Genomic DNA, 11,139 nt, shown 5'->3' on the forward strand with positions numbered 1-11,139 from the left:
ACTGAGCCAAATCAAGCTCCGGCGGCGGGTGAGCCGATCAAGCCCCTGCGACGGCTGAGCCAAATCAGGCTCCGGCGGCTGCTGAGCCAATTCAAGCTCCGGCGACGACTGAGCCGATCAAGCCCCTGCGACGGCTGAGCCAAATCAGGCTCCGGCGGCGGGTGAGCCAAATCAAGCCCCTGCGGCGATTGAGCAGCGGGGTCCGGGGCGGAGCCCCGAGACGTAGGCACCCATCGACCGCACCAGGACGACGCCCACTCGAACGATTGCCCCTCACGGGTGGGCGCCCCGCAACCCCGTATCCGCCACCACCCACCCACCGTTAAACCCGACATGATCTCAACTCGACGCGCCCTCACCGCCGTCCTCCTCGCCGTCGGAGCCGCGGCGACCGCCACCCCCGCGGCCCAGGCCGCCGAACCCATCTCGCCCACCGGAACCCTCGACTCGCTGTCCACGATGGCGGTTCCGGCAGACATGCAGGAGCAACTGCCCAGCACCGCGGAGCAGCTCTCCGGCCTCAACCACCTGAACGACCTGCACCAGGTCACCGACCTCGTGGCGCCGGTCACCGGCCTGATCCCCGCGGTCCAGTAGCGCGAGCACGCACGCCAAAGGCGGTGGACCGGAAATCGGTCCACCGCCTTTGTCATGCCTGGCGTACGGGATGCCGTACGGAGAGGGGCAGTCGCGCGCCGTGGCGACCGCCCCTCAGACCGCTCAGTGGTTGGCGGTGCCGTTGCCGGCGAGAACCGGGATGTCGCTGAGGATGTGCGACAGCGGCTCGTCGCCCTTGGCCTGCGTGGAGTTCTCGGTGCACTGCTGGTTCTGCGGCGCCGACAGGATCGGGATGTCCTGGACCGCGACCGGCACGAGGCCGACGAGGGAGCCAACGTTGGCCTTGGCCGGCAGGCCGACGCAGGGCTTGTTCAGGGAGCCCTGGACGAGGCCGAGCTGCGGGCTCATGTCGCCCTTGGTGGCGGAGTTGCCGTAGGTCTGCGACGAGCCGTTGCCGCTGGTCGAGGTCGTGCCCTGGTCGTCGCCGATGGCGAGGGCCGACGGGGCGGCCACGGCCGACAGGCCGGCGACGGAGACAGCGATCGTGGCGGCTGCGAAGAGCTTCTTCATGGGGTGGTTCCCTTTCGATACGCGCGCTCCGGATGCGGAGCTACGTGTGGTCAACTGGATTGCATTCCGGGCAGTTGCGGACCGAAACCCGTTCGGACCATTCCCGCGCGAGCCAATCGCAGGAAATTCGGCACTGTGCGCGACCTCCCGAACATCCGGACGCAGCGGATCAAAAGGCTCGTACAGCTACCTGAATTTCCGGCCGGGGCCGGAACAGCGAACCGGGCCGCCGGGGCGGCGGCCCGATTCATACAACGGGGTCTCAGTTGTTGCCGACGCCGTTGCCGGCGAGAACCGGGATGTCGCTGAGGATGTGCGACAGCGGCTCGTCGCCCTTGGCCTGCGTGGAGTTCTCGGTGCACTGCTGGTTCTGCGGCGCCGACAGGATCGGGATGTCCTGGACGGAGACCGGCACGACGCCGACGAGGGAGCCGACGTTGGCCTTGGCCGGCAGGCCGATGCAGGGCTTGTTCAGGGAGCCCTGGATCAGCGCCATCTGCGGGCTCATGTCGCCGTACGTGGCGGAGTTGCCGTACGTCTGCGAGGCGTTGTTGCCGCTCTCGGACGTGGTCCCACCGTCGTTGCCGACGGCCAGGGCCTGCGGGGCGGCGGCGGCCGCGATACCGACGAGAGAAGCGGTGGCCGCCGCGGCAGCCATGGCCTTCTTCAGCATGAGGAAATTCCCCTTCTTTTTCCGTCTGGGAGCACTTGTATCAACTCCGTACTTCGCCATCGGTTGCTCACGTTCACTCGGACGTGGATCCGATCGATTCCGCTTCCGGCCCGGATTGGATGAAATGAAAATCTCGCCAGTCTGGGCTGCATGGCGGGGGCACGGGTGATCGAGCGGTTGCCCATGTCTGTCCGATCGGGTGGATATGCGGAACCATTTCGGCCCGGAGCAGTTGCGCTCAGTGCAGTAACCGGTGCCCGTCAGAAAAGGAAACAGAACCATGCTCAAGAAGGCCATGGCCGCCGCAGCGGTCGCCGTCTCCGTCGTCGGTGTCTCCGCCGCAGCCGCTCCGCAGGCGCTCGCCATCGGCGACGACCAGGGCACCACGTCCACCAGCGGCAACGGCTCGTCGCAGAGCTACGGCAACTCCACCACCGCCGGTGACATGAGCCCGCAGCTCGGTCTCGTCCAGGGCTCCCTGAACAAGCCCTGCATCGGCCTGCCCGTCAAGGGCAACGTCGGTTCGCTCGTCGGCGTCGTGCCGGTGTCCGTCCAGGACGTGCCGATCCTGTCGGCGCCGCAGAACCAGCAGTGCACCGAGAACTCCACCCAGGCCAAGGGTGACGAGCCGCTGTCGCACATCCTGGAGGACCTCCCGATCCTCTCCGGCAACGGTGTGCAGAACGGCTGATCGGCCCAACGCGCACATGGCTCGGGCCGCCGGCTTTCCTCATTCGCCGGCGGCCCGAGCTCTGTCATGGGGCGCCGGGCCGGAGGAATCACGGGGCGCCCGGGTCGGGGGCCGCCCTCCCAACGGCGTGGAGCCGACGGCTGACAGGAAGGCGGCGCGGCCAATCTCATGACGGCCCCCAGTGGACCACCGGCCCTTCGCCCCGGAAGAACCGGTTCACTCGTTCGCTCACGACGTCACCCCAAAGGGGCCGCCGCGACGGGCAGTCACCCGTTCGGAGCCGCAACCCCTTGCACGGCCGCCCCGTTGCACCACGTGCCAGGCACCCGCGCTGGCCGAACAGAACGACCTCCAAGGAGCATGCTTCATGTCGCGTACCGCGAAGGCAGTCGTCTTTTCCGCAATGGCCGCCGCTGCCATGGCCGGCTCGGCCGGCGTGGCCGCCGCCGACTCCGGCGCGCAGGGCGCTGCCACCAACTCCCCCGGCGTGGTCTCGGGCAACAACGTGCAGGTTCCCGTGCACGTGCCGGTCAACGCCTGCGGCAACACCGTCGACGTCATCGGCCTGCTGAACCCGACGTTCGGCAACACCTGCGTCAACGACTGACGGGCACAGCCCGACTCTTCCGCAGCCGCCCCTCCCCGAGGGGCGGCTGTTTCCGTTGTGCGGCTCCTTCGGGTCGTGGGAAATTCCGCACAACCCCAGGTGGAGACGCTCGTTGAGTAAACAGAAGCGAATTTTCCAAACCGACGACGCGAGTTGTCGAGGGAAGGCATAAACAATGAAGGTTCTGAAGACCGCTGCCGTTGTCGCCGGATCGATCGCGATGGTCGGTGCCGCCGCTCCGGCATTCGCCTCGGACCTCACTCCGATGAGCCTGAACGGCGCGGTGAACACGATCACCAGCCAGCCGACGCTCGACGTCGCCCCGGTGGACACCAACGCGCTGGACCCGAACAACGAGCACGGCGCCGTCAGCACCGTCTCGGGCGCCGTCAACGGGCTGAACGAGAGCGGCTCGGGCGCCGGTTCCGGCAGCCTGCTCGGCGGTCTCCCCGCCGGTCAGTAGGTTCGTACGTCGGGCCACTCGTCGAAGGCTGGTTCGGGACTCCGGGTTCCCGAGTCAGCCTTCGGTATTTCATCCTCGGAATGCGTTCCGCCAAGCGAGTGAACCGTGGCCGGTGTGCCGACCGCGTCTGGCTAGGCTTCTTCGGTGACTTCAACAGTGAGCAATGGCCCGGCATTTCGAGCAGCCGATCTGGGAACTCTGGCGGTCATCGCCTGGAGTGGAGAACACCCCGACGGGAAAGGTGACACTCCCTTTCTCCTCGCCTATTCCATGGGCGATTCGCCGGCGGGACCCGAGGCAGCGGAAGCGGCCGTGCGGGGCCTCCTGGAGACCAACGGCCTCACGGTGGGCACCACCGTCCACGACGCGGCGAGCCGCCCCCGGTTCCCCGTGTCCCTGCTGGTCGAGGCGGGCCAGGCGGTCGTCACCATGCCGCTCCTGAACGCCCAGTGCCCCGTGCCGCCCGAGTGGCTGGCGGCGGCGGAGGCCCGCAAGAGCGCGTACTTCCTGTTCACCACGCGCGTCTGGCCCACCGCGACGCCTGGCTCCCCGGTCACCGAGGAGGAGCTGGAGGAGTTCGCGGGCGCCGAGGAGACCCTCATGGCCGCCGCGCACTGCCTGCTGCCCGTCCGGCGCGTGCGCGCGTGACGACGGCCCCTGCCGCGCACCGGCTGGTCAACCGGCACCGAAGCACCGCGGGCACCGGGAGCACCGATGAGGCCCCTCGCGTCGGGGGCGTGAAGACGCTCGCATGGCTCCTCGTCGTCACGGGCGCCGCCGGGGTGCTCGCGTCGTGGGTCATCACCATCGACAAGTTCAAGCTGCTTGAGGACCCGAACTTCACACCCGGGTGCAGCCTGAACCCGGTGGTGTCCTGCGGCAACATCATGAAGAGCGAGCAGGCCGCCGCGTTCGGTTTCCCCAATCCGCTGCTCGGCCTCGTCGCCTACGGGCTGGTGGCCGGCGTCGGCGTGAGTCTGCTGACCGGGTCCCGCTTCCCCCGCTGGTACTGGCTGACCTTCAACGCGGGCACGGCGTTCGGCGTCGGATTCGTGACCTGGCTGCAGTTCCAGTCGCTGTACCGGATCAATTCACTGTGCCTGTGGTGCTGCCTGGCCTGGGTGGCCACCATCGCCATGTTCTGGCACCTGGTCGCGTTCAACGTCCGCAGCGGCTTCCTCCCGGCGTCCCGGGGCGTACGGGTCTTCTTCACGGACTTCCCCTGGGTGCCGACCGCCGCCCACATCGGCATCGTCGGCGTGCTGATCCTGACCCGCTGGTGGGATTTCTGGACGAGTTGACGGACACGCCCCCCGTTGGCTCAATTCTCCGGTTTCGGGACGGTTTGACGGTGTGATTGGCACGTCATATCCCCTCACCTCTCAAGGGAGCAACGATGCGTCTTCGTACCTTCGCGGCCGCGGCCGTGCTGGCCGGGACCGCAGTTCTGGGATCCGCTGCCATGGCCTCCGCCGTGGACGGCCCCGACGGCGCCAGCGCCACCGGCGTAGCCCAGAACAGCCCGGGTGTGCTGTCCGGGAACATCCTCCAGGTTCCGGTCCACGTCCCGGTCAACGCCTGTGGCAACTCGCTCAACCTGGTCGCCCTGCTCAACCCGGCGGCCGGCAACGTCTGCGCCAACGGCTAGTCACCTGGCCAGTTCGGACAAACAGCGCCCGGAACGGCTTCGGCCGTTCCGGGCGCTGTTCTCTGCCATCGGCCCCGGGGGCCCCGCCCCGCAACGCAAAAGGCCCGGTACTGATTTCTCAGTACCGGGCCTGATCTGCTGTTTCATTCGTTCCGAATGAGGTTCGGCCGCCGATCCTGCCTGCACGGCTGGCGTTTCCCCTGCTCAGGGGTGTGGTCCCGCGTGGTGCGGAAGGGGCCGCGGGAGCAAGTCGGCTCCCAAATGGCTCCCAACCTGCTGGTAGCCGGCCTCGCCGTGAGCGTGATCCCCTACGGAAGCGTCCGATTGGTGGGCCTACAAGTCATCGGGCAGCAGCCGGAATGCTCCGTGTCCCGTCAGCGGCCGAACCATGCGGAAGTGCCGGTCCGAGGTGAACATGACCTCGGTTCGGTAGGCGGCGGCCAGAGCGACGTTCATGGCATCCGTCATGCCGATGCCCTTCCCTCCGTCTGCGTCCCGGTAGCCCTCGAGCACTGTCATCGCCGTGCGCACATGGGGGGCGATGTCGGGGATGGAGAACTTCCGCCTCTCAGTGCCCTTGGCGAGGAAGTCGAGCGCGTTGTATGCGGCCTGCGCACTGATCTTCGTGGTCACCAAGTAGTCGAGTTCAGCCAGGACCATGGGTGAGATCACCATATGTCCAACGGTGGAGAAGGCTTTGCGGTGGATGGCGCTGTCGTCCGTCGAGGAGACGAGAAGCCGATAGAGGGCATTGGTGTCAGCGATGACGACGGAGCTCAAGAGCCCATCCCCTTCAGGGCTTCTTCGATGTCCTCATCGGTGAGATCGGGTCCTGTCCCGATGTCCGGAATCTCCATATCCCCCATGGGCTCAGTCGAGTAGGGCGGAACCTCGTCGGCGTCGATCGGCACGACACGGGCGACGGGGCGGCCGTTCTTGGTCACCGTGATGGTCTCGCCTCGCTCAGCGGCGGCGAGTATCTGCGAGGACCTCTGGTTGAAATCGCGAGCAGTGGTTTCCATGTACTACATGTTACTACTTCGTGGCGGCGTTCATCCGTTGCTGGCGCAGGGGGCCCGGTCGGTGCCGATCATTGGGCAGCCTTGTTCACGGCAGGACGACCTCCGGCCGGCAAGTGAGCGGCCTGCTGACGGCGGAGCGTAAGCCCCTCAGGTTCTTGCGCAGACACAGCCGACCCTGTTCGGTCATTCATCCATGGCCGTGGACCTGCTTGTACTTCTTGATCAGGTCCTGTGGCAGCCTGCCCCGCTCGTTGACGGCGTGTCCCTGGCCCTTGGCCCATGCACGGACAAGAGACGGCGTGACGTCTGCACATGAATCCTGTTGCCGCGGCACGGACGGATTCCCAGATGACTCAGGGCTTGATCGCCTGGGAGGAGTGGGTGGTCCCTCTCCACCAGGCTTCCCTGGCGGTCCCTCTAGGCCGGTCGATTCAATGACAGCAGCCAGCGCCCGCAGACGGGCGGCGGCCAAAGAGGGTGGCGCCGTGACGACATGGTTGCCGCCGTGCCGTTCCACTCCGGCGATGAGGGGAGACCCCAGGAAGGTCAGAGCCTCCTCAATCTCGCTGCTGTCCAGAGGGGTCTCAAGTACTCCCTTGGTTTCTCGCCAGATGTCGCTGACCCCCAGCACCCCGGTGGTGTAGCGGATGTCAACGGGATCATTCCCGCTCTTCCACAGGGTGTGCAGCACCAGGCTCAGGGCTTCCTGCCGTCGCTCCGCCGCCCGCCAGGTGAGTGCCAGCGGTCTGCATCTTCTCCTGCGGTCACCATGGCGGCGATCTCGCGCGGTGAGAGTGGTGTGCGGCTGTGGCGCATGACGGCATCCGCAAGCTCTCGCGCGGTGATCAGAGCCACCTTTTCCCTTGCCGCTTCCTGGGTGACCCGGGCGTCGAATTGGGGTCCGACCAAGAGTGTGCTCTGCACCATGTGGCGTTCGCGGTGTTCGCCCAGCCTCCAGAATTTGACGTCCTGATCAGTCACCAGTCCGGCGCCGTCCGTCTTGGCTTCCACTGCGACGCGCTGCCGATCAGTCGGCGACTGCCATAGCTCGATGACCACATCTGTCTTCTTCGGCCCGCCGTGCGTCTCGACGTCGACACCAAGTGCATGAAAGGCAGCCGCAACAGCCTGCTCGAATCGCTGGTAGTCAGCGCTGTCGGTGGCCGCCTGTACGACTTCGGTGGCCAGCGAGCCGAAGCTGCGCTGGCCAGTATCGGTCACGGCATGTGGCTCTGCGGCTGAGCTTCCCCGGGGAATGCCTTGGTCGATGTTCTCCGGGAGGCCAGAGGTCACGCGGTCGAGGAGCGGCAAAGTGTTGACCAGCGAGGCCCCCAACTCCGTTCGCCGGACCGTGAGTCCGATGCGTTCGGCGAGGCCGGTCTCCAGGAGGAGTGCGATGCGGCGTGTGACGTCTTCCCGGGAGAGCTGCACGTCGGGGTATCGCTCCGCGAGAACGCGGAGGAGTGTGGCCGTGTGTGCCTCGTTGTCCAAGGCGTCGAGGGACTCTCCCAGCAAGGCGACGTTGAGGTGCAGCAGACGAACGAAGTCCAGAGCCTCGTCGGACGCCAGACAGCTCTTGGCGAGTTCCGTCGCCGCGAAAGTATCGGTGCCTACCTGAGTCAGGAGACCGAGGGAACGCAAGGTCCCGAGCGTTTGTTCGGCGGAAGATTCCAGAACGCCGAATTCTCCGGAACAGAAGGCTCTGAAGTCACTTCGCTTGATCGCAGGTACGGCGGCGTTCACGAGGCGGGCGAGAGCTTCTATCCGTGTGCCACCCGCGACATAGCCCAGTGAACGTTTGCGTGACCTCAGTGCGGCCTGATCGACCTCGGCTAGTTCGACGGCCAACAGGGCTGGTGGCGGGGGAAGTTCGAGGATCTGCCCAGAATGGCGGTGAGGAAGCTGATCGGGGACTACCAGTTTCAGACGTTCGAGGAACCTCAGGCCGCGTTCCGCGGGGACGATCTTGCCGTTGGTCCAGTAGTCCACGAGCCCGGCTGCGCGCAGCCAGTACACGCGCCGACGGACTTGGTCGAGCGAGTCCCACCTAAGGCCGTATACCTCAGCTGCGATCTCATTCAGCTCGTTGTGGGCGAGCCCTTCGCCCAATGCAGCAAGTGCTTCGCCGAAAAATCTGATGTGCGCATGGAAAAGAGCGACGAGATAGAGCTCGTCGCCGGAATCCAGAAAGTAACTGGCCTCGTCCGTGAGGGATAGGCGTGTCGGGCGCCCCTCCCGTTTCACCAGCCCGCAGGTGCCGAGTGCATGCACCGCCTTCCGCAAGGAAATCGAGGTGCCGGCATCGGGCCAGGTGAACGGGCGATCGATCGTTCCGTCCCTCGCGATCTCCGCCAGGAGGGCGCGGAGATTGCTGATGATCTCTGGTGGGCTGCCGGGGACGTGCGGTGAGGCCCCGGCTCGTGTCAGCCATGAGAGCGGTGCCGGGAAGCCTCTTTGGGGATCTGACTGCCACGATGAGTTCAATGATCGTCCTCGTGATGGACAGGCTTTGATGCTCGATGAGCCTTGCAATCACTACGGCATGTGATCAATCAGGCGCGGTGGGTGAATTAGACCCCGTGTTGCGCCGCCAGTCGGAGGCGACGGGCAGGGAGTTGGTGAGCAAGTCGGCTCCCAGATGGCTCCCAGTGTTGGCGGAGATCGACCACGTCGTGACTCGTGAAATCGGCCGTGAAGTTGCGGCCGGGTGGCAGCCGCGCAGTCTGTGCGACCGCGATACGCGGGGCTCAACCTCAACCTCGACCTGGCCGACGCTGCGAACGTGGCTTCGGCCGCCCAGTACGACACCGATGCCGTCCTCACGCTCGACCGGCGCGGCTGTCGAGCCGTGCGTCCACTCGGGCGGCACAAGGCGTTCCGCATCATGCCCGATGGCCCGCCTATCTGAGGCGGGCCGGTTCACAGATGTGCCAGGCTGGCTCTGACGGTTGACGTGGGTGTGGCGTGGTCTCGTGAGGGCTGGGGAGCGAGTTGGCTCCCAAAACGGCCCCGCGCGCAACGCAAAAGGCCCGGTACTGATTTCTCAGTACCGGGCCTGATCTGCTGTTTCAGCTGTCGGGGTGGCGGGATTTGAACCCACGACCTCTTCGTCCCGAACGAAGCGCGCTGCCAAGCTGCGCCACACCCCGATGTCGTTGTTCCGTCTCCTGCAGTCCTGCAGGTCGCGGCGACGTCGTTTACTTTAGCGGACTGTCGGCCTGAGACGAAATCCGGTTTTCGGGGCCGCCCGTGCGAGGCTTCAGGGCGCCGCGGGAGTCAGCGTCAGCAGGGTCGCCTCGGGCGGGCAGGCGAAGCGGACCGGGGTGTAGCGGTTGGTGCCGCAGCCCGCCGAGACGTGGAGGTAGGACGTGTTGCCCTCCGCCTCGTGGGTGGAAAGGCCCTTCACGCGGTCCGTGTCCAGGTCACAGTTGGTGACGAGGGCCCCGTAGAAGGGGATGCAGAGCTGGCCGCCGTGGGTGTGGCCCGCGAGGACCAGCGGGTAGCCGTCCGCGGTGAAGGCGTCCAGGGTGCGCAGGTACGGGGCGTGCACCACGCCCATCGAGAAGTCCGGGCCCGCCACGGGGCCGCCGGCCACCTCCGCGTACCGGTCGCGCTTGATGTGCGGGTCGTCCAGCCCGGTGAGGCCGATCTCGACGCCCGCCACCTTCAGCGAGCCCCGCGTGTTCGTGAGGTTCTGCCAGCCAGCCGCGTCGAAGGCGTCGCGCAGGTCCTCCCACGGGTTGTGGATGGCGCCGACGACGGGGGCGTTGCCGTTCAGGCCGTGCTTGCCCGACATCTGCTGCTTCAGGTAGCGGGCCGGGTTGAGGAGCTTGGGGCCGTAGTAGTCGTTCGACCCGAAGACGTACGCGCCGGGGAACTCCATCAGCGGGCCGAGCGCGTCGAGGACCTCGGGGACGCCCTCCGTGTCGGACAGGTTGTCGCCCGTGTTGATGACGAAGTCGGGGCGCAGGCCCGCGAGGGACTGCAGCCAGCGCCGCTTCTTGTTCTGCCCGCTCACCATGTGGATGTCGGAGACCTGGAGCACCCGCATCGGGCGCATTCCCGCAGGCAGTACGGGGATCGTGACCCGTCGGAGGCGGAAGGAGCGGGCCTCGAAGCCCGCCGAGTAGATCAGCCCGGCGGCGCCCACCGCCGCGATGCCTGCCGTCACCTTCAGGGGAGTCTTCAGAGAAGCCTTCAGGGGAGTCCCGTATCGAGCGCGCATGTGTCCCATCGTGTCAGACCGGCCACGCCCCGGAAATCAGCGGGCGTCGGGGCTCGGGCACCTGCGACAATCACGTCATGACCACGCTCAAGTCCAAGCTGCAGGACGACCTCAACGCCGCGATCAGGAAGCGCGACGAGCTGCGCTCCTCGACGCTCCGGCTGACCCTCTCCGCGATCACCAATCAGGAAGTCGCGGGAACGGAGAAGCGTGAGCTGACGGACGACGAGGTGCAGAAGGTGATCGCCAAGGAGGCGAAGAAGCGCCGCGAGGCGGCCGAGGCCTTCGAGAAGGCGGGCCGCACCGAGTCCGCGAGCCGTGAGGAGGCGGAGGGCGTGGTGCTCGCCGAGTACCTGCCGCAGCAGCTGTCCGACGCCGAGCTCGAGCAGATCGTCGCGCAGGCGGTCGAGGAGGCGAAGGCGGCCGGCGCCGAGGGGCCGAGGGCCATGGGCCAGGTCATGAAGATCGTGAAGCCGAAGGTCGCGGACCGCGCCGAGGGCGGCCGGGTGGCCTCCACGGTCAAGCGCCTCCTGGCGGGCTGACCGCACCGACGAGACGACGGAGAGGGCGCACCCCGCAGGGTGCGCCCTCTCCGTCGCGTCAGGGGGTTGTGGCAGGGCGCGGAGGCCCTTCAGCCAGGCCCTTCAGCCAGGCCTTCAGCCTGGCGCCACAGCCAGGCCGT

The 11,139-nt window shown here is 66.9% G+C and carries 15 protein-coding genes, 1 tRNA gene and 1 pseudogene; 9 read left to right on the plus strand and 8 right to left on the minus strand.

All coding sequences use genetic code 11. The features are described from left to right. Positions 1 to 333: 333 nt before the first annotated feature. Positions 334 to 597 carry a hypothetical protein gene (locus ACFYWS_RS31965; RefSeq protein WP_389282251.1) on the plus strand — a complete coding sequence of 88 codons (264 nt, stop codon included), beginning with the start codon at positions 334 to 336 and terminating at the stop codon, positions 595 to 597. 123 nt (positions 598 to 720) lie between these two features. Here ACFYWS_RS31965 and ACFYWS_RS31970 read toward each other — a convergent pair whose 3' ends face one another. Then, positions 721 to 1,128 carry a rodlin gene (locus ACFYWS_RS31970; RefSeq protein WP_389282253.1) on the minus strand — a complete coding sequence of 136 codons (408 nt, stop codon included), beginning with the start codon at positions 1,126 to 1,128 and terminating at the stop codon, positions 721 to 723. A gap of 262 nt (positions 1,129 to 1,390) precedes the next feature. Continuing rightward, complete coding sequence (locus ACFYWS_RS31975) at positions 1,391 to 1,801, minus strand: rodlin (RefSeq protein WP_389282255.1); 411 nt, start codon at positions 1,799 to 1,801, stop codon at positions 1,391 to 1,393. Positions 1,802 to 2,081: 280 nt separating this feature from the next. Here ACFYWS_RS31975 and ACFYWS_RS31980 point away from each other — a divergent pair, with 280 nt between their 5' ends. The 6 genes from ACFYWS_RS31980 to ACFYWS_RS32005 all read left to right on the plus strand — a co-directional run bounded on the left by ACFYWS_RS31980 (position 2,082) and on the right by ACFYWS_RS32005 (position 5,210). Next, entirely contained in the window at positions 2,082 to 2,492 is a 411-nt protein-coding gene (locus ACFYWS_RS31980; protein ID WP_389282257.1) for a rodlin, read from the plus strand. 367 nt (positions 2,493 to 2,859) lie between these two features. Continuing rightward, on the plus strand, positions 2,860 to 3,099 hold the full coding sequence (locus ACFYWS_RS31985; protein WP_389282259.1) for a chaplin: 240 nt from the start codon (positions 2,860 to 2,862) through the stop codon (positions 3,097 to 3,099). Positions 3,100 to 3,274: 175 nt separating this feature from the next. After that, complete coding sequence (locus ACFYWS_RS31990; RefSeq protein ID WP_389282261.1) at positions 3,275 to 3,562, plus strand: hypothetical protein; 288 nt, start codon at positions 3,275 to 3,277, stop codon at positions 3,560 to 3,562. Between the two features lie 144 nt (positions 3,563 to 3,706). After that, complete coding sequence (locus ACFYWS_RS31995; RefSeq protein ID WP_389282262.1) at positions 3,707 to 4,210, plus strand: DUF5949 family protein; 504 nt, start codon at positions 3,707 to 3,709, stop codon at positions 4,208 to 4,210. A gap of 89 nt (positions 4,211 to 4,299) precedes the next feature. Next, complete coding sequence (locus ACFYWS_RS32000; RefSeq protein ID WP_389282264.1) at positions 4,300 to 4,863, plus strand: vitamin K epoxide reductase family protein; 564 nt, start codon at positions 4,300 to 4,302, stop codon at positions 4,861 to 4,863. 95 nt (positions 4,864 to 4,958) lie between these two features. Beyond that, positions 4,959 to 5,210 carry a chaplin gene (locus tag ACFYWS_RS32005; RefSeq protein ID WP_389282265.1) on the plus strand — a complete coding sequence of 84 codons (252 nt, stop codon included), beginning with the start codon at positions 4,959 to 4,961 and terminating at the stop codon, positions 5,208 to 5,210. Between the two features lie 333 nt (positions 5,211 to 5,543). Here ACFYWS_RS32005 and ACFYWS_RS32010 read toward each other — a convergent pair whose 3' ends face one another. The 4 genes from ACFYWS_RS32010 to ACFYWS_RS32025 form a co-directional block, all read right to left on the minus strand. Beyond that, a complete protein-coding gene (locus tag ACFYWS_RS32010) occupies positions 5,544 to 5,990 on the minus strand; it encodes a PIN domain-containing protein (RefSeq protein ID WP_389282267.1) in 447 nt (148 codons plus the stop codon). Further along, on the minus strand, positions 5,987 to 6,232 hold the full coding sequence (locus ACFYWS_RS32015; RefSeq protein WP_058852365.1) for a type II toxin-antitoxin system Phd/YefM family antitoxin: 246 nt from the start codon (positions 6,230 to 6,232) through the stop codon (positions 5,987 to 5,989). The genes ACFYWS_RS32010 and ACFYWS_RS32015 overlap by 4 nt, the downstream gene beginning before the upstream one ends. Positions 6,233 to 6,419: 187 nt before the next feature. Further along, entirely contained in the window at positions 6,420 to 6,923 is a 504-nt protein-coding gene (locus ACFYWS_RS32020; protein WP_389282269.1) for a histone-like nucleoid-structuring protein Lsr2, read from the minus strand. A 5-nt stretch (positions 6,924 to 6,928) separates the two neighbouring features. After that, entirely contained in the window at positions 6,929 to 8,716 is a 1,788-nt protein-coding gene (locus tag ACFYWS_RS32025; RefSeq protein WP_389282270.1) for a restriction endonuclease, read from the minus strand. 35 nt (positions 8,717 to 8,751) lie between these two features. Between ACFYWS_RS32025 and ACFYWS_RS32030 the strand changes: the two are divergent. Beyond that, positions 8,752 to 9,140, plus strand: a pseudogene (locus ACFYWS_RS32030) (VapC toxin family PIN domain ribonuclease). 167 nt (positions 9,141 to 9,307) lie between these two features. On the opposite strand, the gene ACFYWS_RS32035 reads toward ACFYWS_RS32030, so the two are convergent. Beyond that, positions 9,308 to 9,381 (minus strand) — tRNA-Pro (locus ACFYWS_RS32035). A gap of 110 nt (positions 9,382 to 9,491) precedes the next feature. Beyond that, positions 9,492 to 10,457, minus strand: coding sequence for a metallophosphoesterase (locus ACFYWS_RS32040; RefSeq protein WP_389282272.1), 966 nt, complete (start codon positions 10,455 to 10,457; stop codon positions 9,492 to 9,494). Positions 10,458 to 10,534: 77 nt separating this feature from the next. Here ACFYWS_RS32040 and ACFYWS_RS32045 point away from each other — a divergent pair, with 77 nt between their 5' ends. Beyond that, positions 10,535 to 10,999 carry a GatB/YqeY domain-containing protein gene (locus ACFYWS_RS32045; RefSeq protein ID WP_389282274.1) on the plus strand — a complete coding sequence of 155 codons (465 nt, stop codon included), beginning with the start codon at positions 10,535 to 10,537 and terminating at the stop codon, positions 10,997 to 10,999. Positions 11,000 to 11,139 lie beyond the last annotated feature (140 nt).

It is taken from the genome of Streptomyces sp. NPDC002795 (assembly GCF_042888725.1).
Classification (GTDB): domain Bacteria; phylum Actinomycetota; class Actinomycetes; order Streptomycetales; family Streptomycetaceae; genus Streptomyces.

What these genes read in the sequence shown, in the direction of transcription:
- ACFYWS_RS32005 (WP_389282265.1), top strand. Translation starts at nt 4,959, where the DNA reads ATGCGTCTTCGTACCTTCGCGGCCGCGGCCGTGCTGGCCGGGACCGCA.
- ACFYWS_RS31980 (WP_389282257.1), top strand. Translation starts at nt 2,082, where the DNA reads ATGCTCAAGAAGGCCATGGCCGCCGCAGCGGTCGCCGTCTCCGTCGTC.
- ACFYWS_RS32015 (WP_058852365.1), bottom strand. Translation starts at nt 6,232, where the DNA reads ATGGAAACCACTGCTCGCGATTTCAACCAGAGGTCCTCGCAGATACTC.
- ACFYWS_RS31985 (WP_389282259.1), top strand. Translation starts at nt 2,860, where the DNA reads ATGTCGCGTACCGCGAAGGCAGTCGTCTTTTCCGCAATGGCCGCCGCT.
- ACFYWS_RS31975 (WP_389282255.1), bottom strand. Translation starts at nt 1,801, where the DNA reads ATGCTGAAGAAGGCCATGGCTGCCGCGGCGGCCACCGCTTCTCTCGTC.
- ACFYWS_RS31990 (WP_389282261.1), top strand. Translation starts at nt 3,275, where the DNA reads ATGAAGGTTCTGAAGACCGCTGCCGTTGTCGCCGGATCGATCGCGATG.
- ACFYWS_RS31970 (WP_389282253.1), bottom strand. Translation starts at nt 1,128, where the DNA reads ATGAAGAAGCTCTTCGCAGCCGCCACGATCGCTGTCTCCGTCGCCGGC.
- ACFYWS_RS32040 (WP_389282272.1), bottom strand. Translation starts at nt 10,457, where the DNA reads ATGCGCGCTCGATACGGGACTCCCCTGAAGGCTTCTCTGAAGACTCCC.
- ACFYWS_RS31965 (WP_389282251.1), top strand. Translation starts at nt 334, where the DNA reads ATGATCTCAACTCGACGCGCCCTCACCGCCGTCCTCCTCGCCGTCGGA.
- ACFYWS_RS32045 (WP_389282274.1), top strand. Translation starts at nt 10,535, where the DNA reads ATGACCACGCTCAAGTCCAAGCTGCAGGACGACCTCAACGCCGCGATC.